This window comes from uncultured Kriegella sp. (assembly GCF_963975415.1).
Lineage (GTDB): Bacteria > Bacteroidota > Bacteroidia > Flavobacteriales > Flavobacteriaceae > Kriegella.
Map to the genome: position 1 here is coordinate 550,060 of NZ_CAXBGN010000004.1, position 25,417 is coordinate 575,476.

At 41.1% G+C, this 25,417-nt stretch carries 13 protein-coding genes; 8 read left to right on the top strand and 5 right to left on the bottom strand.

The window, feature by feature from the left end; genetic code table 11:
- Positions 1 to 34: 34 nt before the first annotated feature.
- The 5 genes from AACZ88_RS12070 to AACZ88_RS12090 form a co-directional block, all read right to left on the bottom strand.
- Entirely contained in the window at positions 35 to 466 is a 432-nt protein-coding gene (locus AACZ88_RS12070) for a hypothetical protein (protein WP_339710475.1), read from the bottom strand.
- Positions 467 to 1,132: 666 nt separating this feature from the next.
- Entirely contained in the window at positions 1,133 to 2,530 is a 1,398-nt protein-coding gene (locus AACZ88_RS12075) for an aminopeptidase P family protein (RefSeq protein WP_339710478.1), read from the bottom strand.
- 89 nt (positions 2,531 to 2,619) lie between these two features.
- A complete protein-coding gene (locus AACZ88_RS12080) occupies positions 2,620 to 4,857 on the bottom strand; it encodes a DPP IV N-terminal domain-containing protein (RefSeq protein ID WP_339710481.1) in 2,238 nt (745 codons plus the stop codon).
- Between the two features lie 236 nt (positions 4,858 to 5,093).
- The gene (locus AACZ88_RS12085; RefSeq protein WP_339710484.1) at positions 5,094 to 5,972 is read right to left on the bottom strand and encodes an AraC family transcriptional regulator; all 879 of its coding nucleotides are present in this window, start codon (positions 5,970 to 5,972) and stop codon (positions 5,094 to 5,096) included.
- 41 nt (positions 5,973 to 6,013) lie between these two features.
- Complete coding sequence (locus tag AACZ88_RS12090; RefSeq protein ID WP_339710487.1) at positions 6,014 to 6,841, bottom strand: AraC family transcriptional regulator; 828 nt, start codon at positions 6,839 to 6,841, stop codon at positions 6,014 to 6,016.
- Between the two features lie 279 nt (positions 6,842 to 7,120).
- On the opposite strand from AACZ88_RS12090, the gene AACZ88_RS12095 reads away from it, so the two are divergent.
- From AACZ88_RS12095 to AACZ88_RS12130, 8 genes are all read left to right on the top strand, one after another.
- The gene (locus AACZ88_RS12095; RefSeq protein WP_339710490.1) at positions 7,121 to 8,707 is read left to right on the top strand and encodes an L-serine ammonia-lyase, iron-sulfur-dependent, subunit alpha; all 1,587 of its coding nucleotides are present in this window, start codon (positions 7,121 to 7,123) and stop codon (positions 8,705 to 8,707) included.
- A gap of 423 nt (positions 8,708 to 9,130) precedes the next feature.
- Positions 9,131 to 12,370, top strand: coding sequence for a SusC/RagA family TonB-linked outer membrane protein (locus tag AACZ88_RS12100; protein WP_339710493.1), 3,240 nt, complete (start codon positions 9,131 to 9,133; stop codon positions 12,368 to 12,370).
- Positions 12,371 to 12,413: 43 nt separating this feature from the next.
- Positions 12,414 to 13,865: a SusD/RagB family nutrient-binding outer membrane lipoprotein gene (locus tag AACZ88_RS12105; protein ID WP_339710495.1), complete on the top strand. Its 1,452-nt coding sequence runs from the start codon at positions 12,414 to 12,416 to the stop codon at positions 13,863 to 13,865.
- A gap of 438 nt (positions 13,866 to 14,303) precedes the next feature.
- On the top strand, positions 14,304 to 15,962 hold the full coding sequence (locus AACZ88_RS12110) for a M1 family metallopeptidase (RefSeq protein ID WP_339710498.1): 1,659 nt from the start codon (positions 14,304 to 14,306) through the stop codon (positions 15,960 to 15,962).
- Positions 15,963 to 16,042: 80 nt separating this feature from the next.
- Positions 16,043 to 18,505 carry a glycoside hydrolase family 95 protein gene (locus AACZ88_RS12115; RefSeq protein ID WP_339710501.1) on the top strand — a complete coding sequence of 821 codons (2,463 nt, stop codon included), beginning with the start codon at positions 16,043 to 16,045 and terminating at the stop codon, positions 18,503 to 18,505.
- 224 nt (positions 18,506 to 18,729) lie between these two features.
- Positions 18,730 to 20,280, top strand: a complete 1,551-nt coding sequence (locus tag AACZ88_RS12120; protein WP_339710503.1) for a cytochrome c — start codon at positions 18,730 to 18,732, stop codon at positions 20,278 to 20,280.
- Between the two features lie 27 nt (positions 20,281 to 20,307).
- Positions 20,308 to 21,756 (top strand): hypothetical protein, encoded by a 1,449-nt coding sequence (locus tag AACZ88_RS12125; protein WP_339710505.1) that lies wholly within the window; start codon positions 20,308 to 20,310, stop codon positions 21,754 to 21,756.
- Positions 21,757 to 22,232: 476 nt separating this feature from the next.
- Positions 22,233 to 25,412: a SusC/RagA family TonB-linked outer membrane protein gene (locus AACZ88_RS12130; protein WP_339710508.1), complete on the top strand. Its 3,180-nt coding sequence runs from the start codon at positions 22,233 to 22,235 to the stop codon at positions 25,410 to 25,412.
- Positions 25,413 to 25,417: the final 5 nt, after the last annotated feature.

Here is a 25,417-nt window from a genome sequence, read left to right on the forward strand (position 1 = left end):
ATACCCCTCTAATTGGAGCTGGGTGAAGTATTGTCTAATGCACTTTTTCATAATGCGATTCATTGATTTGGGCTACACAAAGATTGGGCAGCTTTTTCAGGTCGTCGATTTTGTCCTTTTGAACAAGATGCACTTGCAAGATGCCGTTCTTGAACCGAACCGAATTTATTTTTTTATGACGTCGATCTGGAAGTCTTATTTCTAAATCAATATCCCTTTGCGCCGTGTCGGTCTTAAATGAATTCTTATGAGAACCACGAGTTCCTACAGGGTATTTTATTTTTAGATGCAATACTCCGTCTTTTACCTGTACTTGATAGTTGTCGGTCTCCAGAAAATGTGCAGAAAGACGAATGTGAACCGCAGTACCGTCCACGTTCATTTCAAATTTTTTAAATCGTAATAAAGAAGAGCTGTTTACCGTATGTCTGTTATACTTTCTTTTAATATTGACCAATGATTCCATGGCTGTTTTTTTTAAATTATACTTTGAAAACAACAAGTATTCGTCTAAACAAAAAGAGCGAAGAATGATTCGCGACACTAAAAAATGTTTCGTACCAAAAAAATATCCAAAAAGGGAGGTATCCGGCAGCTAACTTTTTAAATTCATCTGTAGAACTTGAACTCAAAAAATTTTATCCCTAAAAATAACACAGGAAGAAGTAATAAGAATAACATCGGAATGAATACTAACTCCGAAAGAGGCCCGCTTTTTATATTATTTGGTAAGAATTTACCTGGTTGTTGCTCAATCGACCAAATAGAAAACGCGGGCGAAAATCCGTTTTCCAATTCAATAAATTGCATAGTGTATTTGTAAAATCTGAGATAAAAATAAAAATTCAGGAAAACACAAAAAGTTAAAAAAATGCAAAAAATATATTTGGACTTTCATGTTCCCCATAAAATTTCCCGCTTGGTCGAATGAAGTACAGAATGGGAAGGTATCAAAATTTCCCGTAGAGACAACACTATGTTATTAGAACAAGGCCTGTCTTATGCGATTAAAAACCAATCAATACTTAAAAAGTAAACTATCAAACATTCTAAGCGCCGTTTACATACCGAATCTCAAAAATTTTAGACACTTATGAGTCGATTTTAATCCTCTTTTTTGAAACTTGCCTCTTTAAATTCGCTGTTTAGTGATTCTAAATTGTTCTATTTCGTCAGAAGTGCTTGGCAGTCTATTACCTAATAATCTACTGCCTTTTGCGGTTATCAAAAAATCATCTTCAATTCGGATGCCCCCCAGATCCATATAATCCTCTAATTTACCATAGTCTACAAACGCTTCAAACTTATGCGCTCTTTTTCTCAACGCTATCAGTTCTGGAATAAAATAAATGCCCGGCTCGACGGTCAACACCATGCCCTCTTCGAGCATACGCCCTAATCGCAGGGATTTAAACCCAAAATCGGTTCGCTGTTTCAAATCGTCGGTGTACCCGACATATTGTTCGCCTAAATTCTCCATATCATGAACATCCAACCCTAACATGTGACCCAAGCCACATTGAAAAAACAAGGTGTGCGCACCCTCGGCAATGGCTTCGCTGGCACTGCCTTTCATTATTCCTAGATCGATCAAACCTTCAACAATCTTTTGGCAAGCGGCAAGATGCACATCCAAAAACAAGCATCCGGGCGCCAATTTATCTACCGCAGCGCGATAGGCGCTATAGACTATATCATAGATTCTCTTTTGCCTATCGGTAAACTTTTCATCCACGGGAAAAGTCCTTGTCAAATCTCCCGCATAGTTTGAATACCCCTCAGCCCCACAATCACACAAAACCATATCGCCTGTCTTAAGAATATTTTTGCGATAGTGATTATGCAGAATTTGCCCATTGACGGTCATGATGGTTGGAAACGATGTATTGTTGCCATTAGCAAGGGCTATTTGTTTCACGGCACCGAATAAGTCAGCCTCCGTTATTCCGGGTTTAGCTAGTTCCATGGCCTTGTACTGCATTTCTACCGTAGTGTTTACCGCCTTTTCAATTTCCAGAACTTCTTCCTCAGATTTTATTGAACGGAGCTTCACAACCCCTTTTATCAGTTGTGTGGAAGCGCCTTTCTCAATCTCCGAAGGCAAACTGCCCAATAATGATGAAAGCTTCAAAATATGCTCAGGTCTATAAGGAGGTAGGTAGTGGATTTCTGTATTCGTTTTTAGGCCACCTAGGTAATCACTTAACTTATCAGATGCCATGACATTGGCCACACCCACCATATTGGCCCTTTCCTTTAAGGGTGTAGTTGGCCCCGAAAATACAATGTCATCAATAGATAAATCATCACCAAAAATGATTTCTTCATTTCCATCGACATCAATGATCGCGTTTAGACCAGGAGCCTGAATTCCGAAAAAATAAATAAATGAACTGTCTTGTCTGAACGGATACACATTGTCTTTAAAGTTACTGCCGACCTCATCATTTCCCAAGAAAAGAATCAATCCGGTGCCAACCGACTGCCTTAATTTTTCCCTACGTGCTATATACTCTTCTTTTGAAAACATTTGTGTGATAAAAATTAAAATAAAACGAAAATTAGGTCAGGAATCAAGATAGGATTGCAAATCGAACCAATATAATCAAATCGCAAAGATCATTTTCCCCCGGCGGGCAAATTCTTTTTCCAAAAATCTTCCATGGTTTCCCTAAGGTGGTACGACGTATTTTCTCTTTCATGTATCGAATGCGAACGCATTGGGTACGACATCATATTAAAGATTTTGTTATGTTTTATCAATCTATCGATCAGCATTTCAAAACTTTGGTAATGTACATTGTCGTCTGCCGTACCATGCATGATCATTAGGTTGCCCTGCAAGTTTTGGGCAAAGTTGATCGGAGAACCATCATGATACCCTTTGGCATTATTTTTCAGCAACCCCATATATCGTTCTTGATAAGTGGCATCATATAAGCGCTGATCGGATACGAAAGATACGGCCAAGCCCGAACCATAAATTTCAGGATATTTGAACATACAATTCAATGTCATTTGACCACCACCACTCCATCCCCATATTCCAACTCGGGAAGAATCTATAAAATCATAAGTACTTAGTATTTTCTTAGCGGCCTTACTCTGATCTTGGGAAGCTAAAATTCCGATTTGCCCATAAATGGCATTTCTCCATTTCTTACCTCTTGGTGTTTTGGTACCTCGATTATCAACACTCATTACAATATAGCCCTGTTGTGCCATATACTGATGAAACAAGTCTCCCCCGCCCCAATTGTCTTGTACGGTCGATCCGGCCGGCTCTCCATAGACATAAAACAAAAGAGGATACTTTTTAGTGGCATCGAAATCAATAGGCTTGATCATATAAGCATCGAGAACATCTTCACCGATATCTACCTTGACAAATTCTTTCGGTCGCAATTGCAGTGCATCGAACTTTTGTTTCAATTCTTTATTATCTTCTAGAACCCTAACCTTTTTATGGGCAGGGAGACTAACTAGGGAATAAATAGGTGGAGTGATTGTATTTTGAAAAACTTGAATTCCCCATTTGGCATTATCTGAGATCTGATACGTGTTTTGACCAGAGTCGGAGACAGGGGTAACACGCTCAGCCTCCCCCTTTCCATTGATGCGACTTCTGTAAAGATAGCGTTGTGTAAAGTTATCGGGAGATGCAATGTAATAGACATAGCCCCCTTTTACATCGATACAATTGATGTTGACAACATCAAAATTCCCTTTGGTAATCGGCTGTATTTCTTTACCATCTTTTGAAACGCGATATAAATGAAGCCAGCCGTTGCGTTCGCTAGACCATGTAAAATACTTTTCATTATCTAACCAACGAATATCATCATGAACATCTAAAAAAGCTTCGTCTTTTTCAACTAAAATATTGTTGAGGCTCATTGATTCGATTTCTCCAATAAAAACCCTGTTGGTATTTTGTTCTCGATTCAATTGTTGGATCATAACCTCGTTGGAATTAGGTACGAAATCCATACGCGCCAAATAGTTATTTCTGGGGTCTCCCGGAATATCGAACCACCGTGTTTCCCCGCCCTTAGCAGCTATTACCCCAACTTTTACGGCAGAAAGTTGAGTGCCCACCTTAGGATAGGGCATCGGCAACGGCTTTGAGTACACCGAATCTATATTGTTAATCATATAAAAAGTACCCACGCCCTTGGTATCGGATTGCCAATAAGCAATATGTTCCCCGTCAGGACTCCAACGGAATCCGTCGCGGCAACTCAATTCCTCTTCATAAACCCAATCAAAAGTTCCGTTTATAATAGTATCGCCTCCATCGGAGGTAATTTGATTAACAGTATTCGTATCTAAATCTTCAATGTAAATATTAAGATTACTTACATAGCCGACTTTTGAAGCATCGGGTGAAAACTTGGCAAACATTAAAGTAGCGGAAGGTACTGTTTTGCCCAATTGGGTCAGTGTTTTTTTCTCAAGGTCTAACACCCAATAGTCCCCGCGGGTGTGATAACGCCAAACCTTTCTTGTATTGGTAAAAATAAGCAGTTTACTATTATCTGCCGACCATTGATAATTGTAAATAAGCAATGGTTTTTCTTCTTTTTCCGGTATTAGATCGTTCGCAGAAACCACAATCGATCTTTTTCCTGTTTTAGCCTCATACCTTACTATATCCTTACCCCCCACTTCGGCATTTGGTTCTAAAGTGGAATACCCTTTGTTATCTTTCATCCATCTGATCGGACCAAAACCTTTCTGACTAAAAACATTGTTTTTATAAACATCTTCCAATTTCAAGGTGCTTTTTTCTTGCGCCCATCCAAGGTTGGCCAAAAACAAAACCATTATTAGGTTGAATAAAATTACTTTCTTCATAGTTATTATCCTTTCAAAACAATACACTGTAGTTAGACTTTGACTTATCTGCGAAAACATTCTATAGATGTAATCTGAAAATTGCACCAATATTAATAAGTTAAAATGGGTTGTATACTACGAATATTAGCCATTCGTAATACTATTTTTTTCTTTATCATTACAACAAATAGCATTTAATACCTACAAAAAAACGGAAACATATTTCTTACCACTTTATGGGTGTACGCTTCAAATTATTTAACAGCCCTATGTTTTAAAGTGGCTCTGTACCGAGATGGAGACATTCCCGTATTCTTTTTAAAATGTCGGTGAAAATTAGATAGATTATTATAACCGCTACTGTAACAACAATCTGCAATAGAATAGTCAGCATTACGCAATAGCTCGCAAGCATTTTCTATTCTTACCTCGGTCAAATATTGAGAAAATGTTTTTTGAGTCATTGTTTTGAAAAACCTACAGAAACCAGTTGGTGACATATGGGCGATTGCCGCAATCTGCTCGAGGGTAATCGTTTCTTTGTGGTTTCTTTTTATGAAATCACAAATACTGCGAAGCTTTGGTTCATTTTTATCGCCGCCACCCCCAAAATTGGCTTTAGTTGATAAAACCGAGATATTTTCATTTTTAGCAACATCATCTATAAACTTCAAAAACAACAAAAACTTACTCAAGCCAATAGCAGAATTAATTCTTTGAATTTGCTTCACCAAGTATTCGCAATCTCCCTTAGAAACCTTAATTCCGTATTCCGAACATTCAATAATCTTATTTATCCGATAGGCCTCGGGAAAGTTTTTTAGCGCATCTTTTAATTGTTTTTGATTAAAGAATAAAGAAATGGTTCTTGAACCGTCAATTGCTTTCTTTTGATCGTCAATTTTTGAAGATTTCAAAGGATTGCTCAGGTTCCCCCCGAAGAAGAACAAATCACCCTGACAAAAAGGTATGACTTTATCCAAAATAAATAGCGAACCTTCCCCCTCCAACACCAGGGTCACCTCAAGCTCACTTTGAAACCCTGTCGAATGATGGAAATCAGCTGCATTGGGTTTCTCAAAACAGGGAACACCTTTTTCTCGAGGAGCATCGGAAAATTCAGGAATCTTCATGGTGTTCTAAGCTTTATACAGGTTATTTTTCAACTTCTCTCTTATGCCAAAAATGTTGAAACACTATTCTTATACTGCGTAGGTGTCATACCGATGACATTTTTAAATTGTCGATGAAAATTGGAGAGATTTGTAAATCCTGATTCAAAACAGGTTTCCGTGGCGTTATGAGCCCCTTCCCTAATTAATTCACATGCTCTTGCCACCCTTATCTCAATCAAAAACTGGGAAAATGTTTTTTGAGTCCTTGATTTAAAAAAACGACAGAACGACGACGGGTTCATATTGAATCGGTTCGCAATATTAGCTAGTGAAATCTTCTTAGAATGATTCGACTCGATAAAGTTGAAAATTTCCGTCATTTTTTGAGTACCGTATTCATCAAAATGTAAATTTTTAAATTCTGAGGTCGTAAGAGCCGTATGATTTGTACTCTTTGAAATGGCTTCAAGCATATAGAGCAGTCCCAAAAGTTTATCAAAATCATCTAAATGTTGAAATCGTTTCATTTTAGACAACAATTTTGAAGATTGCCGTTTGTTCAATTTCAAACCGCAATCCGCACATCGCAATAATTCATGAATGGAAGAAGATTCTGGCACCTGATTTAAAAAGGCAACTAGCGCATCTCCACTAAAAAAAATACTGAAATGGTGTGCTCTTACTTTTTTGGTATCCGCTCGACTTTCAACTTCCTTTTTGAAAACATGCGGTAAATTTCTACCGAACAAATAGGAGTCGCCAGGTCTAAAAGGATAAGAGTTCTGCCCAACAACGAGCGTTCCTCGACCATCTACGATGTGCGTAAGTTGGTATTCCTCATGAAAATGGACAGCATCGTAGAAATGCGCATCATCATGTTCTTCCATATACAAAGTTTTATCTCTATACAAGGGCACCTTGAAAGCGATTGGATTTGTCATAACACTTTATAATATGTAGTTAAAAACCCTAATTTACAAAAAAAGCCGTAACTTAGATTACCTAAAAGCACAAATAAATCAGATTAAATTGATTTTAATTAATATTCAGTGCTTTTTTAAGATTATTATAAAATACAAATAGCAAACTTTAATAATTCATATTATTAACCTTTTACAATATTTTATACTACAAACGCATCAAATGTTGCACTTAAAAAAGTTTCCATGAAATCATATCCCAGTATTTTCAACGATGTAATCGGCCCCGTAATGAGAGGCCCCTCAAGTTCACATTGTGCTGCCGCCTTAAGAATAGGGAGAATATGCAGAGACTTAATGAACAACGATATTAGCGAAGTATATATTGAATTCGACCCCAATGGTTCCCTAGCTACAACCCATTCCGGTCAAGGGTCGGACATGGGACTTTTTGGTGGTTTATTAGGATGGGATGCAGATGATGAACGCTTAAAAGACTATGAATTTCACATGCAGGAATCCGGCATAAAAATAACCATAGACATTCATCCCATCGGTGCCACACATCCCAATACCTACAAAATCACCCTAAAGAACAAGAATAAAAGCCATCAGGTCATCGGACTCTCTACCGGAGGAGGAATGATCGAGATTGTCGAAATTGACCAGGTACCCGTCTCCATAATCGGTGACTTTTACACCACTATAGTATACTCAGATGACGCTTACGATATTTTTGAAACTATAAAAAGCCTTAATCTGGGGGAAGCCCTAATACCAAATGCCTCTTCACCTTATATTCTCGTAAACTCAAAAGAAGAAGACCAGCAAAAACTGCTCGAAAAACTAGCGCAACATAAGAAAATAAAAGAAGCCATAAAAATCTTCCCGGTCCTCCCCATCAAATCAAGAAAAGACCTCAGCGTACCATTTATTACTGTGGAGGAAATGCTAAAGTATAACGAAGGTAAAGATTTAAGTCTATGGCAATTAGCTATAGCATACGAAAAAAACAGAGGCAACATTTCATCCCAAGAGGTAAAAGACAAGATGGGAGAAATAGTGGACATCATGCAAAACTCCATTCATAATGGCCTAAAAGGAACACATTATAAAGACAGAATTCTAGGAAGTCAATCGCTATCATTCAAAAAACAAATGAAAGAAAAGAAATTGGTTCCCGGCGATGTCTTAAACAATTCGATCATGTACACCTCGGCTATGATGGAGGTCAAAAGCTCAATGGGCGTAATCGTGGCAGCCCCAACGGCCGGGTCTTGTGGCGCCCTACCCGGTACAATAATCGGCACAGCAACCACACTCGAACTAACAAGGGAACAAATGATACAGGCGATGTTAGCCGCGGGTATAATAGGTGTTTTCATTACCGCCCATGCCACTTTTTCCGCGGAGGTCGGCGGCTGTATGGGTGAATGCGGCTCGGCTTCCGGAATGGCCGCAGCAGGAGTGGTCGTATTAAAAAACGGTACACTCGAGCAATCATTGGCCGCTGCGTCAATGGCGCTACAAAGTTCGTTGGGACTTATCTGTGATACGGTTGCCGACAGGGTCGAGGCACCTTGTTTAAACCGAAATGTCATGGCTGCCTCCACCGCTATATCTTCGGCAAACATGGCTTTATCCAATTATGACCAAGTAATCCCCTTAGACGAAGTTATCGAGACCATGAAAAAAGTAGGTGATGCCATACCGCACACATTAAGATGCACAGGGCTCGGAGGTCTGGCCATAACAAAGACAGCCAAAGCTATCGAAGCAAGACTTAATAAAAACAAAGCCCCTGCAGAGCCTGGTGCTTTCAAGTATTGCTGACCCAGTAAACTACCTCATGTCATAAATAATACACCCTTATTTTCAATAAGTAACCAACAAGTATGAACTACTTCAATCGACCAACCTTCTTCAATACTTGAGAAGAAAAAAATTCTTAGGAGATTGAAAACAGTATCAATACCTTAAAGATTACTCCAAATCAGTGAACGCTTCACCATGCAGTACCATATTTTAAATACATATTAATAACATTATATTAATACCGAAAAATAATCCATCCGTAACCAAGATATTACATAATACACTTACTATCAATTACTTAAAACAATAAAGGTTTAAAATCAATATATTTGTTTTTCTAACACTTTGTTAAAATAGTATAATCAATAGACAATATAATCACATTTATTGCCTGCAACATGCCTTACTTTTATAGTATTATTAAACTTATATTAATAATCTATGAAAGCAATTCTAAGAACAGTTTCAACCAAACGTCTTTTCCTCTTTGGAATTTATCTTTTCGTTACCGGAACAATGATTGCCCAAGATCAAATGATTTCTGGAACCGTTACCGATGAAACAGGTATTCCATTACTGGGAGTAACCGTCCTAGCCGAAAACTCAAACGAAGGAGCTATTACCGATTTTGACGGCAAGTACAGTATTCAAACAAACGAAAGTGCCACTTTGACCTTTAGCTATATTGGCTATTCGGAACAAACCATTGCGATCGAATCAAGAACAACGATTGACATAGTCATGCAACCTGACGTACAATCGCTAGATGAAGTCGTAGTTACCGCACTCGGTATCACAAGAGAGAAAAAAGCACTAGGGTACGCTGTTCAGGAAATTGATGGAGATGATATAAAAAATACGGCTGAGACCAATGTTATCAATGCTTTGGCCGGAAAATCAGCCGGTGTATTCGTAAACAGTTCAAACGGTAATGTAGGGGCTTCATCACGAATAACAATTCGCGGAAACCAATCATTGACCGGTAACAATCAACCGTTATTTGTTGTAGACGGAATACCTATAGACAATACCATTGTATCAAGTACCAGAGGTAACTATGATTTCACCGATATGGGTAATGGAGCCGCTGACATCAACCCTTCCGATATTGCCGAAATGACGATATTAAAAGGTGGAAATGCATCTGCACTATATGGATCTAGAGGGGCGAACGGAGTAGTACTTATAACCACCAAATCTGGAAAGGGCAAAGGTTTTTCGGTATCAGTCGAAAGTACGGTTACAATGAGTTCCCCACTACTGCTTCCAGATTATCAAAACGAATACGGACAAGGTGGAGGACTTCAGTTCTGGTATGAAGATGGACTAAATGGCGGGAAAAACGATGGCGTAGATGAAAGTTTCGGCCCGCGTTTAGACTACGAAGTCCAACCCGAAGATATAGTTCCAGGAGGTAAATTATACTGGGCAATAGAAGCTGGTTTTCCACAAACCCCCGGAGAAATTTTGACACTTCCTCAATTCAACTCTCCCGTTGACCCGGTTACCGGAGAACGAATACCCACTCCTTGGGTTTCCAATCCTGATAACATCAAAAACTTTTATGAAACAGGAATAACGCGAATTACAAACGTTGCCCTTAGCAATTCTGGCCAATGGGGAAACATGCGGCTTTCGATTACCAATTCAGATCAAACCGGAATGGTTCCCAATACCAATCAAATAAAAAACACCATAAACTTCTCGGGGAGCACTCAATTGAACGAAAAACTATCTTTTGAAGCAAAGGGATCCTATATTAACTCGAACGGAAACCTCAACGGGGCCGGATATACCTTCAACAATATAGGTATGCAGACCATATGGACGGCCAGACAGGTAGATTGGGCATATATGAAGGATAATATTGAGAATCCTGACGGTACACAGATTAGTTGGATCAACAGATGGCACAACAATCCTTATTGGATACAATATAAAAACTTAAACCCCCAAACAAAAAACAGACTGATCGGGTCGAGCAGCCTCAAATATCAATTCAATGACTGGCTAAGCCTAACTACCAGAGCGGGTATCGACTATTCGAATGAACAAGTAGAATTAATTAGGGCCTATTACGGTAATAATGACCCAGAAGGCAGATATGCCGTAAACAATTACTTTAGACAGGAAATAAATGCTGATGTCTTGCTTTCTGCTGTGAAGAATATCACTGACGACCTATCATTAAACGCTAACTTAGGCGCCAACATCATGAACAACCAATATAGACTACAAACCTCGTCAGTAGATAGATTGGTGGTTCCCAATATATATTCGCTGTCCAATGCCAAGGAAACACCGACTACCACCTTCTACCAAAGGGAAAAGGAAATTCAAAGTGCCTTCGCCTCCCTTTCCCTTGGTTACAAGAGCCAAGTTTACTTAGATTTAACAGGCAGGAACGACTGGTCTTCAACGTTGCCCCAAGTAAATAATTCTTATTTCTACCCTTCGGCTACCGCAAGTTGGTTATTCTCAGAAACATTTAATACCGCCAAGAGCCTACTTAGTTTTGGCAAAATACGTTTAAGTGTCGCACAAGTTGGCAATGACACAGACCCATACAGACTAGATGCGACCTACAATGCCGCTACCCCCTATGGCGATAATGCATCGTTCAGTTTGAGCACTGCCATGCCGCCTTCTGACCTAGTAAATGAGCTTGTTACCTCTAGCGAAATAGGTATTGACACCAAATTTTTCAACAATAGGTTAGGAATAGATTTAACACTTTATAAATCAGTGGCAAAAAATCAAATTCTTAGCGCACCTATCTCCCCTACCTCTGGTTTTAATTCACAAGTTATAAATGCAGGGCAGGTTAACAATGAAGGAGCCGAACTAATTTTGACCGGTACCCCGGTTCAAACCGCTAATTTCTCTTGGGACATTACCGCCAACTACGCCAAGAACACCAGTGAGATAATCTCTCTGAACGACAACATTGAAAGGCTTGAGTTATTTACGGCAGAAGGTAACCAGATTACCGTGGTTGCCGATGTAGGCGGCTCATACGGGGAAATGTGGGGAAAAGGTTTTGTGTATCATGAAAATGGAAAACCTATTGTAGATGCCGATGGTGTACCATTGACCAGCGACTTAAAAAAACTCGGAAATATAATGCCCGACTGGCTTGGTGGTCTCAATAACTCGTTTACTTACAAAAACCTCAACCTATCGATTCTTATTGATGCTAAAATCGGGGGTGACGTCTATTCAAGAACAAACCAAGATGGTTGGGCCACCGGAGCACTAACAAGCACCACAGGACTTAATGCAAATGGCGTACCCGTGAGAGACCCCCTAAGTGATGGCGGCGGTTACCTTTTTGATGGCGTTTTCGAAGATGGAAGCCCCAATACAGTCTATAAAGATCTCGATAGTTTTAGATGGAATCCTTTTGCAAGGGCCGAAAGATGGATCTATGATGCTTCTTACGTTAAATTACGACAGATAACACTGTCGTATTCCTTACCGAAAAAAACCGTGCAACAAATTGGTCTTAGCGCCATAGATCTTTCTTTGTTCGCTAGAAACATAGCCCTGTTATATAAGAAAAATGAAAATTTCGACCCAGAAGTTTCAAATAGAGATGCCAGCTTGTCTTCTCAGGGTTCTGAGTTTGCATCAAATCCATCTGCACGTAATATTGGAATACGGGCCAAAATTACTTTTTAACGTAAATACAAAAAATTCAGTGTAATCTTAAATTCAACCCAAGATGAACATCTATAAAAAAATAATTTTACCGTTAATTCTGATAAGTGCCGCCTTTGGCTGTACGGATGATTTTGAAGAAATGAATACGAGTCCGAACGATTTGACGTCGGTACCGTATACCACCATGATCACTGATGCCGAAATTAGCATTGTCAAGGCCTACAACCCCGTTCTTAACTTTGAAGTTAGCTGGTCTAGATACAACGTCCGTGATGTTTACGTACATAATGACCGATATAGCGTCACTGGCAGTGAAACTAATTTTGATATGTACAGCGGACACCTTAAAAATTTGGCTGTCGCAATGGATTTGGCAGAAAAAGCAGACGATAAAAACGCCGTTGCAATAACTAAAATATTGAACGCATACGCCTATCAAAACCTAACGGATTGGTACGGAGACATTCCATATTCCGAGGCACTCACTGCTGACGGTGAAGAAAATGCCACAATCTACCCAAAATATGACACCCAAGAGTTCATCTACACCGATATTATCGCCCAGTTGAAAGAGGCAAATAGCATGATAGATATTTCTCAAAGTATAGGCTCTGCAGATGTGATTTTTGATGGCGACATGATGCAATGGAAAAGATTTGCAAACTCCTTGTTATTGCGCATCTATATGCGAATCTCCTTAGTAGACGAAGCAACTGCGAAAGCCGGTATTGAAGAAATCATGGCAGATTCAAGTACCTACCCTATTATAGACTCCAATGCCAATGCCGCATTTAAATATTGGTTGCCCGAGGATGCAATATATCGCAGTCCATATTATATGGATCCGACCCAAGCGGCCAAACAAGAAAATGTCACCTCTGCCTACATGGTCGATTTTCTTAAGGAAAGAAATGATCTACAAAGATTGGCCGTATATGCAGAACCCGCAGCCACAAGTGGAGAATATATCGGTTTACCTTTGGGCACATTGGGTCAAAGCACACCAGACCTTTCAATTATGGGTATTGAAGAGTTTCGGGCCTTAGATTCGCCAACGAGGATAATGAGGTATTCCGAAGTGCTATTTATTATTGCGGAAGCTGCGTTGAATGGATGGAATGTCGGAATGTCGGCCCAAGAAGCGTATGACGCTGCCATTACCGCAAGTTTTGAGGAGTATGGTCTAGAAATTGGAACCTACCTCTCAGAACCTCTCGTCGATTTTAATGGAGGCACCGACCAAAGAGAGCTAATTGGTGACCAGAAATGGTGTGCCCTGTACCCAGATGGCAATCAAGGCTGGGCAGAGATACGGCGAACCGGCTTCCCCGTATACGTAGCCACTACGGAACCTGTAGAATCTTTATTTCCCGGAAAAGGTACAATCCTCAGAAAACCATATCCATATTCCGAAGCCATATCAAACCCCGATAGTTTTTCGGCCGCTATTTTGGCCCAACCAGGTATCGTGGACGAAAAATTTGGCACAGGCTTATGGTGGGATGTCGACTAAGTCTATGGCTCGTACCGAAATAACCATGTCTTATTTTATTTATTTTTGAATAAGAGCCTTGTTAAATTTGTAGGAATGACATTTTCAACTAGCTATTTTAAACATATGAACAAGTTGAAATAAATATAAGATAAAGCAGGCCAGTTGTTTAGGTTTTAAATTTATACAGCCAAAAGGACATAGTAAAACATCGAATAGAAAATTAAGTAATCATAGTTAGTTCGGAGTAGCACCCATCATATGCTGCCATTCCTTTTTTTTCATTCCGCTTAGAGACCAAGTCATAACAATATGGACTACTCCGGTATGTTGCGACAGTGGCATATCATTAAAAGAATGTAAAAAATTCTTCTTGATCTCAAATGATCAGAATGATTGAACCCTGGGATCAATTAACCGCCAAACCATCAACGTGACCCATAGGCAAAAAAATCAGAAATGAAATATTGGAAAAAAAATATCATTGGAGTACTGGTTTTTATCGCCTATATACTCACACCGAAAGCTGCCTTTGCCGATAATTACCCAAAGAATCCGAATATAGATGTTCTTCACTATTCCTTTGATTTGAAACTGTCCGACGCAACTGACGCAATCAAGGCCACCGCAACCCTCCTTGTTAAATTCAAAACGGATGGCATCAAAACATTGCGTCTTGACCTGATTAAAGAGAATACCGAACGCGGCAGCAAAGGGATGAGGGTAACCCAGATAATCTCTAAAAATACGACATTAAACTATACCCATAGTAACGATGTACTTTTGATCCATTTTCCCCCATCCGAAGAAAACGAAGAACGAACGATCAGTATTGCATATGAGGGTATACCCAATGACGGACTCAAAATTGGGCCCAACAAATATGGCGACAGAACCTTTTTTAGCGACAACTGGCCCAATAAAGCCCGAAACTGGTTGCCCACTGTCGACCATCCCTACGACAAAGCTACCAGTGAGTTTATCATAACGGCGCCCATGCGCTATCAAGTAGTTTCCAACGGCATAAAATTGGAGGAAACCATCTTGGAAAATGGAATGCGATTGACCCACTGGAAACAATCAGTTCCTATTGCCACTTGGCTTTATGTACTGGGCGTGGCAGAGTTTGCGGTTCAATATGTCGATTCATTTCAAGGCAAGTCAATTCAAACGTGGGTATACAAACAAGACCGCGATGCCGGTTTTTATGATTTTGCCACCCCTACGAAACATGCACTCGAATTCTATAGCGATTACGTTGGGCCATTTGCCTATGAAAAGTTGGCCAACATCCAGTCGAATAGCGTCAATGGGGGAATGGAAGCCGCCTCAGCAATCCTATATGGTGAAAATTCAGTAGTCGGAGATAGAAATGTACGTTGGAGAAATGTTGTTATACATGAAATCGCCCACCAATGGTTTGGCAATGCGGTAACGGAATACGACTGGAACGATGTGTGGTTAAGTGAAGGCCTTACAACCTATTTTACAATGCGCTTCATCAAACACGCCTATGGAGAAGATGCTTTTACCGCTGAACTGAAAAAGGCCAGGAATATCGTCTTCAAACTATCAAAAAATAATGAAGATTACCGAATTGTACATGACAATCTAACAAACATGGCCAAGGTAACTTCTGGTCTTACCTACCAAAAAGGTGCCTGGATAACCCATATGATCTGTAACCATATCGGGGAGGAAGCCTTTCAAAAAGGAATCAGGGACTACTACCAACAGTTTTTTAATGGAAATGCCACAACATTAGACTTGCGAATGGCCCTAGAAAGGGCATCGGGCAAAGACTTGAACAAATTGTTCGACCAATGGCTTTACCAAGGCGGAAACATCAAGCTAAAGGGCACGTGGGACTATGACAAAAAAGAAAAGCTCATCACTATTGAACTGAAACAGGTGCAACCCAAAAACTACGCTTTCAACATGCCTATTGAAATTGGCATATCACACGAAAAAAATACAATTCAACAGATCGAAACCATTGCACTGGATCAAAGAAGCATCACCGTTTCTATTCCTTCTGAAACTCTGCCCAAAAATATCGAATTAGACCCTAAAACCAAACTGTTGGCACAATTGGAATTTTCGCAAAAAGCGCAGTAAAGAAATCGTTCGAAAGCCTGAATCAAATGCAACATATCATCATAAAAACCAGCAAAAAGCATCGCCTAACAATTCACACTATGCACATAAAACTACTGATACATTGCGCTATCATCCTTATAGGAAATCTTTTACTGGCGCAGAACAATACAAATCTGCAGACCGGATCCGAAATCGAGCAAGTTTCTTTTGACCCAGCCACTGTGCTTTGGTTTGACGAACCTGCTTCCATTTGGGAAGAAGCCCTACCGGTCGGCAACGGTCGCTTGGGCGGTATGGTCTATGGTAAACACGGAGAGGAAATCATTCAGTTCAACGACGACACCTATTATACTGGAGGACCCTACTCCACTGTGGTAAAAGGAGGTTACAAAAAATTGCCCGAGATTCAAAAGCTGCTATTTAACGGCGAACCGCTAAAAGCCCATAAACTTTTTGGTCGGGAACTGATGGGCTATCCTGTGGAACAAATGAAATACCAGTGCCTAGCAAACCTGCATCTTTTTTTCGAGGAAGATAGCGTGCAAAACTACAAACGGTCCTTAGATCTTAAAACCGGAACTGTCACCATCAATTACAGCCACAAAGGCATTCACTATACTCGAGAAATATTTTCGTCCGCCATCGACCAGACCATAGCTATTCGTATCACATCCGATACACCCGGAAGCATTTCCTTTGGCGCCGAACTTCGCGGAAAAAGAAACGATGCCCATTCGAATTATGCGACCGATTATTTTAGAATGGACGGTTTAGGGAGAGATCAATTGCAACTTACAGGCAAATCAGCGGATTATCTCGGCGTAGAAGGCAAATTACGTTACGAAGCCAGAATAAAGGCAATCCCTGAAGGGGGCACCATGGAAAGAGACGACGCCTTTCTTACCATCGAGAATGCCGATGCGGTTACCCTATATTTCGTAGCTGCAACGAATTTCGTCAACTACAAAGACGTAAGTGCCGACCAGCATGCCCTTGTTGAAAATATGCTGACCAAATTAGAAAAACGTCCGTTCCCTAAAATCAAAGCAGATGCTTTAGACGACCATAAAAAGTATTTCGATAGAGTTTCGCTTACCTTGCCGACTACCTCGAACTCTTTCCTGCCGACCGACGAGCGCATGACCCATATACAGGTCGACCCAGACCCACAATTAGCTTCCTTGGTCTACAATTTTGGGCGCTACCTTCTTATCGCTTCCTCTAGACCAGGCACGCAGCCCGCCAATTTACAAGGCATATGGAACAATAAAATGAACCCTGCTTGGGATTCTAAATATACCACCAACATCAATACCGAAATGAACTACTGGGCCGTCGAAACGGCCAACCTCCCAGAGCTCTTAGAACCCTTGACTACCATGATAAAGGAACTTACGGATCAAGGCACCGAAGTTGCCAGGGAACATTACGGGGCCAAGGGATGGGTCTTTCATCAAAACACGGATCTGTGGCGTGTAGCCGCACCTATGGATGGCCCAACTTGGGGTACTTTTACCGTAGGCGGGGCTTGGCTGACCACACATTTATGGGAACATTACCTCTTTACCCAAGATGAGGAATACCTAAAAAACGTCTACCCGGTGATGAAAGGTTGTGTAGAATTTTTTATGGATTTTCTAGTGGAGTATCCTGGTAAGGACTGGTTGGTGACCAATCCGTCAAACTCTCCAGAGAACCCTCCTGAAGGAAAGGGGTACAAATACTTTTTCGACGAGGTTACATCAATGTACTATTTCACTACCATCGCCGTGGGATCTACCATTGACATGCAGATATTAAAAGACCTGTTCGGCTATTATGCATCGGCCAGTAAAACATTGGGCATTGACAGTGAATTTGCAGAACAGGTTCTTGCTGCCAGAAAGCGATTGGTGCCTTCACAAATAGGAAAAGACGGCACACTTCAGGAATGGACGGAAGATTATGGCCAATTGGAAAAAAACCATCGGCACGCTTCGCATCTGTACGGACTTTACCCAGGCAATGTAATCTCGGTAAACAATACCCCTGAACTCATCGACCCCGTAAAAAAAGTATTGGAACTGAGAGGTGATGGAGCTTCCGGTTGGTCCCGGGCATGGAAAACCAACCTATGGGCCCGTTTAGGTGATGGCGATAGGGCCAATAAAATTTTCAAAGGGTATTTGAAGGAACAGTGCTACCCCTCCCTTTTCGCCATCTGCGCAAAACAATTTCAAGTGGACGGTTCTTTGGGAATGGCTGCGGGAATAACGGAAATGCTTATCCAATCACACGAAGGATATATAGACCTGCTGCCCGCCCTACCCTCGGAATGGGGGCAAGGTCGATTTGACGGAGTATGTGCACGAGGTGGATTTGAACTTGATTTTACCTGGAAAGACAACACGCTTTCCTCAGTTGAAATAGTATCAAAAGCGGGCATGCCCTGTCGTATAAAATCTAAAAATAAAATAAAGGTATTTTCTGAAGGGATGGAAATCAAAGTAAAGAAACGTCCAAACCATATTACGGAGTTCAAGACCGAAAAAACAAAAACCTATACCGTAAAAATCAATTGAACAAACCTCATGGAGGTCATTAAAGGCAGATTCGGGGTCTGTTTAATTTTCCATTCCCTGCTTATAATATTAACTTGTGTTCCAACTCGCAAACCTCGAACATTGTAATCGGCCAAAATTGTAGTGACATAAAAATTTATCTTTAGGTAAACATGCCGACACCTACAATAAAATAAGGAAATAATAAATTACAATACTTTTAAATAACTCGAATTGACCTCAATATGAAGCGTAGCATTAAATCGTATCTAGTGTTAATTGTTTTAGCGACTGTTTTTTTAAGCTGTGAATCCAATCGTGATTATCAAGGCACCTATAATTACGAAATCTTTATTACGCAACAACATTTACACTCCGGAATTCTAACACTGGAAAAAAACAGCAAGGGGTATACGGGAAGCATGACTTCAGACATAGGGGTAACCATACCTCTGGAAATTATTGAAACCGATGGGAATTCTTTGGTCTTCGATTTGGAAATTCAAGGTAAGTCGAGAAGAATTGAGGGAATATTTAAAGATACTGGATTTACGGGCAAAAAGATGGACAAGGGCCCCGAAATTACCCTAACCGCCAAAAAGCATGACTTCACCCAAGAACCTATGCAGCAGAAAGCGGTAGCGTACGTCTTAAAAGATTCCGACTTACAGGACTACGAAAACGACATCGATCATCAAAGAATGATTCATGATTTTGATAAAGAGGCTACTGAGCGTGGGAGATTAGTTTACAACGCCACTTGTATCAATTGTCACGGCATTCCAGAAGTTGAGGGGTCCATACCGAGCTCGTTACAATTTTGGGCACAACCTTTTAAATACGGTAATGATCCCCATGCCATGTACCAAACCATTACCAAAGGTGCAGGTTTAATGCCTCCGCAAATGGCTTTAACGCCACAAGAAAAATATGATGTCATTGCCTATATCAGGGAAAACTATGTCAAAACCCTAAACCCGTCACAATACTTTGAAGTGAACGCCAATTATTTGACCGATCTGCCTGAAGGAAAATCAACGGGCCCGGAGACTAAACCCTACCATCCGTGGTCTGATATGGACTATGGTAATTTTTTAATCAACACCTACGAACTGGTAGATTCAGAAACTGGTCCCAAACGATTTCATTCTCCAGGCCCGCGCCCTTATCCCGACGAGAATTACCTAAAGAACAATTTTGCCTATAAGGGAATTGCCATACGCTTAGATGAGGGTCCGGGGGGAGTTTCCAAAGGTGATGCCTGGATGATTTTCGACCATGACCTGATGCGGGTGGCAGGAGGATGGACAGGAGAAGGGTTTATCGATTGGGAGGGCATTTTACTGAACGGTCACCATGAAACCTATCCTCGAACGATCGGTAAGCTGCATTTCGAAACTCCGGTTGGTCCCGCATGGGCCAATCCTAAAACCGGATCTTTTGAAGACCCCAGGTTCATGGCCCGTGATGGTCGAAGGTTTGGACCGTTACCCAGAGAATGGACCCACTTTAAAGGCCTCTATCACAGCGATAAAAATATTATTATTTCCTATGACATTGGCAATACAAGCGTGTTAGAACGATTTGGCATCCAACAATCGGGAAAGAATACGGTATTTACGAGAACCATGAATATCGAACCTGCCGATAGGGCATTGCAGATGCGGGTCGCTCCTGTTGGCACAACAGTCGAGATACGCGGCGAAGGAGCGTCTTTGACCAATTCACAAGGCTTCGTGGTCTTGAATATTCGCAAGGGCACATCGGCAAAAATCAAGTTATTTATATCTCAATAGAATATAAACGAATTAGCCAAGTTAATCATGAACGCGTCAGGGCCCGAAAACCTACATAAATATACCAAAGGAGGAAAGGCACATTATAAACAAGAAATCATCACCGCTATCACCGAAGGAAAAGAAGACGGCCCCATTGCCATGGATCATCTGACGCCTCCTTTTGAAAATCCTTGGAAAAGCCGTTTAAAACTAAGCGGAGTAGATTTTCTAGAAGATACCAATATTGGGGTGGTATGTACTACAGATGGTGATGTTTGGTCGGTCAAAGGGCTTACCGACGGTTCGAATAAATTAGTTTGGAAAAGAATTGGTTCGGGCTTGTTTCAACCCTTGGGAATCAAAGTTGTAAATGATGAAATCTATGTCATCTGTAGAGACCAGATTGTAAAGCTTAACGACCTCAACGGCAATGGTGAAACCGATTTTTATGAAAGTTTTAATAGTGACCATCAAGTAACCGATCATTTTCACGAGTTTGCCATGGGCTTACAGACAGATGAGCTAGGTAATTTCTATTATGCCAAAAGTGGTCGGCATGCCAGGGAAGCTTTGATTCCACAACACGGCACCTTACTCAAGGTAAGCAAAGACGGGTCGCAAACCGATATCATAGCCACAGGTTTCAGGGCCGCCAACGGAGTATGTATCAATCCGGATGGAAGTTTTATCGTGACTGACCAACAAGGCTTCTGGAACCCCATGAACCGTATTAACTGGGTAGAGGGAAAAGGAAAATTCTACGGCAATATCTGGGGCTATAATCCACCCAAAGACACTACGAGAGTCGCCATGGAACAACCCATGGTCTGGGTTGATATGGAATTCGACAGATCTCCCTCCGAACTGCTTTGGGTAAAAAGCCAAAAATGGGGGCCATTGAATAACAGCCTACTCAGCTTTTCCTATGGTTATGGCAAGATACAATTAGTGCTACCGGAAAAAATCAAGGGTCAAAGACAGGCTGGGGTGGTCGACCTGCCTGGTGTAAAATTTATGACCGGTATCATGAGAGGCCGATTTAACCCTCAGGATGGCCAATTATATGCCTGCGGAATGTCTGCATGGGGTACTTCCCAAAATATGAAGGGTGGTGAATTTTTCAGACTTCGCTATACCGGTAAGCCGTTATCGGTGCCGATTGCCCTGAGCGCCCATGAGGACGGTATCGTTTTATCCTTTCCATCTAAACTGGACCCATCAAAAACCGAAAACAGCATGAATTTCAAAATAGATACCTGGGAGTTACTCCGAAGTCATCGCTATGGTTCAAAACGCTATAACACAAAAACGCTGAGCATTTCAGAAACAAAGCTGATAGCCGAAGGAAAAAGCGTAAAACTAATGCTACCTGATATCGCCCCCGTAGATGTTATGAAAATCACCTATAAAGTTACCGATGTACACGGAAATAAATTTGAGGGAAAGGTTCAGAATACTATTCATAATCTAAAGAATAAACAGCAGCTCGAGTAGAATAAAACTCTAAGGCCTATAACCGTATGGCAAAAAGTAAATCGAGAACCATCTTCGACACCACAAAGATTAAAAGAGCATTGTATACCAGCTTTTTTATACACTTTAAACCAAGCCATTAATTTTTATTTCCTTCCAATTCAAGCGAAAAGCTGTAAAGTCGTCCATTCTTCAATTTATATTTTTCAACATCACTTTATAATTAGAGTATCCAAAGTAATAGATATAACAAAAACACCTTCTGTAAACCTCGTATCAAATAGGATTTAGGAACGACAAAAAACATCTACAAGGGAGTACCCGCATAACCCAACCCAACAACACAATACACCACAAAACATCTGTATATTAGATATATACTATTCCATATTCGCCCTTCCCCCTCACAATAGTATTGTATCTCGCTAAAATATCATTAAATAAGTTTCTAGTTTTAAGCTAGCTTTATGGTATTATTAAACTCATATTAATAATCTATGAAAACCAATTTAAAAACAGTTTTAACCAAACGTATTTTCCTCTTTGGAATTTATCTTTTCATTGCCGGAACAGTAGTCGCCCAAAATCAAACGATTTCTGGAACCGTAACCGATGAAACAGGTATTCCGTTGCTGGGGGTAACCGTACTCAACGAAAATTCGAACGAAGGAGCAATCACCGATTTTGATGGTAAATTTAGTATTACAGCAAACCAAAATACCAACTTGATTTTCAGATATGTTGGCTATGCGGAACAAACAATCGCCATAGGGTCAAGAACGACCATTGACATAGTCTTGCAGCCTGATGTACAATCTCTAGACGAAGTCGTAGTTACTGCACTTGGAATTTCAAGAGAAAAACAAACCTTGGGCTATGCAGTTCAAGAGCTTGACGGCGACCAATTGACATTAACACCAGAGCCTAATATAATTAATTCGCTTTCGGGAAAAATAGCGGGTATACAAGTCAACAGCGGGGGAAGTACCGTGGGCTCCTCTGCACGAATTGTTATTCGCGGTAACTCTTCCTTTTCAGACAATCAACCGCTCTTTATAGTTGACGGAACACCTATAGATAATTCATCGCCCAACCTTAGGGGAAATGGAGGTGTCGATTGGGGAAATACGGCTGCGGACATCGACCCAAACACAATTGAGTCAGTATCAGTATTAAAGGGAGCCAATGCCTCCGCCCTATACGGAAGTCGGGCAGCAAATGGTGTTATCATAATAACTACAAAAAAAGGTGACGGCAAAAACCAAAAACTGGGCGTTGACTTTTCCTCATCCGTAGTGTTTGACAAACCAGCTTACTTTCCCAAACTTCAAAACGAATATGGAGGCGGTAGGGACGGAAGTGAATACTTCTACAACAAATATAACCAAGATAATGGCACTTCCCTATCTTACAATGAATATGCCCAACAGTTCGCCTATAATTATGTTGATGGCAACGGTGGTGGTGTAAACGACGGCAATCCCATCAACTGGGGACCCCGACTCGATGCAGGGCTCCTGCTCGATCAATGGTCTACCGGCCCTAACAGCCCTTGGGAATCCCGCCCCAACAATATCAAAGAATGGTTTAATACCGGAATAACGATCGAAAATAATGTCTCGGTTACCTCCAATAGCGAAAAGGCATCAGGTAGAATTTCATTCACCAATAGCGAGACCGACGGAATCATAAACAACACGGGGCTAAAAGAAAATACGCTCTCGGCCAATCTAGGTCTGACGCCTTCCGATAGGCTTTCTGCCAACGTAAGTTTCACGTACATTAAAAGAGAAAGCGACAACCTTCCGGCAAATGGGTATTCTTGGGCCGACATCTTTGCTTGGCTACAACGCGATTTTCCCACCCAATATGCCAAAGACCTATTCTATGAAAAAGGTAACGAAGATTATATCTTTCCTAATGGAAACAACCCGTTTTACAGTTTAAGGAACACCAATGCCTTAGACCGGGAAAGGATATTTGGTAATGTAAGCGCCACCTACAAAATTACAGACTGGCTTTCGGCCAATGCCAGAGTGGGTATGGATTTCTACAACGAAATCAGAAAAAGTATCACCCAGTCAGGTACCTCACAGAACATAAGAAGGGGGCTTGGCGGACAATTTACCGAAACACATCTCTATAACAAAGAGACCAATACCGATATCACCTTAAACTTTGACCAAACTTTCGGCAACTTCCGAGTTGACGGACTTGTAGGGGCGAACAAAAGAACGAACCTGTACAATAGTGTTTCGGTAAGTGCAGCAGATCTTACCGTTGCCGACCTTTACACCATTTCGAACGCCAAGGGCACCCCAGGCACGAGTATGTTTACCAATGACTACGAGACAAACAGTGTCTATTTTGCTGCAAATGGGTCGTACAAAAAGTTCCTTTATCTTGGTGTAACCGGGCGCAATGACTGGAGTTCTACCCTTCCAAAAGAAAATTGGTCATATTTCTATCCATCGGTAAGTTTAGGGTTAAGTGTCACCGATGCGCTGGCCTTAAATTCAAAGTTTTTATCGTATGCCAAACTAAGGGGAAGTTGGGCCAAAGTAGGTGGAGATACTGGTGCCTATCAACTAAACAAGACCTACTCCGCCGGTACATTCAATGGTGTTTCGGTCTTTACCCCCACCAGAACCTTGCCGCCGACCGCACTACAACCGGAAGAAACCACATCGTATGAAATTGGTACCGATATGCGATTTCTGAACAACCGTATCTCTTTAGATTTTACCTATTACGCCCAAACCACGGTTAATCAAATTCTTTCCGTGGCCACATCGACCACAACGGGATATAATGGAATACGATTAAATGCAGGTGAAATTGAAAATAAGGGTATTGAGCTCATGCTATCGGGCGAAGTGATCTCCAATCCAGCAGGCTTTAATTGGGACGCTGTACTGAACTGGGCTACCAATAAAAGTATTGTAAATACCTTGTACGGAAACTTGGAATCGTATCAAATATCAGGAGGTTTCGGAGGCGTTACCACCTTGGGCATTCCCGGCGAGGAATGGGGAGTATTATGGGGCCTCCCCTTCGTGAAAAACGAGGATGGAAAGACCGTAGTCAACTCCAATGGTATTCCCCTAACCACCAACGAGGCGATTAACCTCGGAAATGTAACTCCCGATTGGACCGGGGGTATCTCCAATACCTTTAGTTACAAGGGTGCGAGCGTGAGCTTTTTAATCGATGCCCAAATCGGCGGCGACATGTTCAGCACTACGGCATGGCACTCCTACCCTACTGGAGCATACGAGAATACCGTTCAAAATGGTGTTAGGGAAACAGGCTTAATCGTAGATGGGGTTTTTGAAGATGGAACACCGAACGACATACGCGTTTCAGCGCAAGAATACTTTAATGGTTCATGGATGTGGAACAACCATGAATATTCCATTCTTGATGCCTCTTTCGTTAAGTTAAGGGAATTATCATTGGGCTATAGTTTTAATGTATCTAAACTAAAGGCACTGTCAAAACTTAATGTTTCGTTGGTAGGTAGAAATCTTGCCATTCTGTATAGAAGCGAAGGCACTAAAGAATTGGGCATTGACCCCGAAGTTGGTTTTGGAGGAGGTGAAGCCGGTATCGGATATGAAAATTTCCAGATTCCCACCACCCGAAGCTTTGGATTCAGACTAACTGCCGGATTTTAATCGAT

What these genes read in the sequence shown, in the direction of transcription:
- AACZ88_RS12070 (WP_339710475.1), bottom strand. Translation starts at nt 466, where the DNA reads ATGGAATCATTGGTCAATATTAAAAGAAAGTATAACAGACATACGGTA.
- AACZ88_RS12075 (WP_339710478.1), bottom strand. Translation starts at nt 2,530, where the DNA reads ATGTTTTCAAAAGAAGAGTATATAGCACGTAGGGAAAAATTAAGGCAG.
- AACZ88_RS12080 (WP_339710481.1), bottom strand. Translation starts at nt 4,857, where the DNA reads ATGAAGAAAGTAATTTTATTCAACCTAATAATGGTTTTGTTTTTGGCC.
- AACZ88_RS12085 (WP_339710484.1), bottom strand. Translation starts at nt 5,972, where the DNA reads ATGAAGATTCCTGAATTTTCCGATGCTCCTCGAGAAAAAGGTGTTCCC.
- AACZ88_RS12090 (WP_339710487.1), bottom strand. Translation starts at nt 6,841, where the DNA reads ATGGAAGAACATGATGATGCGCATTTCTACGATGCTGTCCATTTTCAT.
- AACZ88_RS12095 (WP_339710490.1), top strand. Translation starts at nt 7,121, where the DNA reads ATGAAATCATATCCCAGTATTTTCAACGATGTAATCGGCCCCGTAATG.
- AACZ88_RS12100 (WP_339710493.1), top strand. Translation starts at nt 9,131, where the DNA reads ATGAAAGCAATTCTAAGAACAGTTTCAACCAAACGTCTTTTCCTCTTT.
- AACZ88_RS12105 (WP_339710495.1), top strand. Translation starts at nt 12,414, where the DNA reads ATGAACATCTATAAAAAAATAATTTTACCGTTAATTCTGATAAGTGCC.
- AACZ88_RS12110 (WP_339710498.1), top strand. Translation starts at nt 14,304, where the DNA reads ATGAAATATTGGAAAAAAAATATCATTGGAGTACTGGTTTTTATCGCC.
- AACZ88_RS12115 (WP_339710501.1), top strand. Translation starts at nt 16,043, where the DNA reads ATGCACATAAAACTACTGATACATTGCGCTATCATCCTTATAGGAAAT.
- AACZ88_RS12120 (WP_339710503.1), top strand. Translation starts at nt 18,730, where the DNA reads ATGAAGCGTAGCATTAAATCGTATCTAGTGTTAATTGTTTTAGCGACT.
- AACZ88_RS12125 (WP_339710505.1), top strand. Translation starts at nt 20,308, where the DNA reads ATGAACGCGTCAGGGCCCGAAAACCTACATAAATATACCAAAGGAGGA.
- AACZ88_RS12130 (WP_339710508.1), top strand. Translation starts at nt 22,233, where the DNA reads ATGAAAACCAATTTAAAAACAGTTTTAACCAAACGTATTTTCCTCTTT.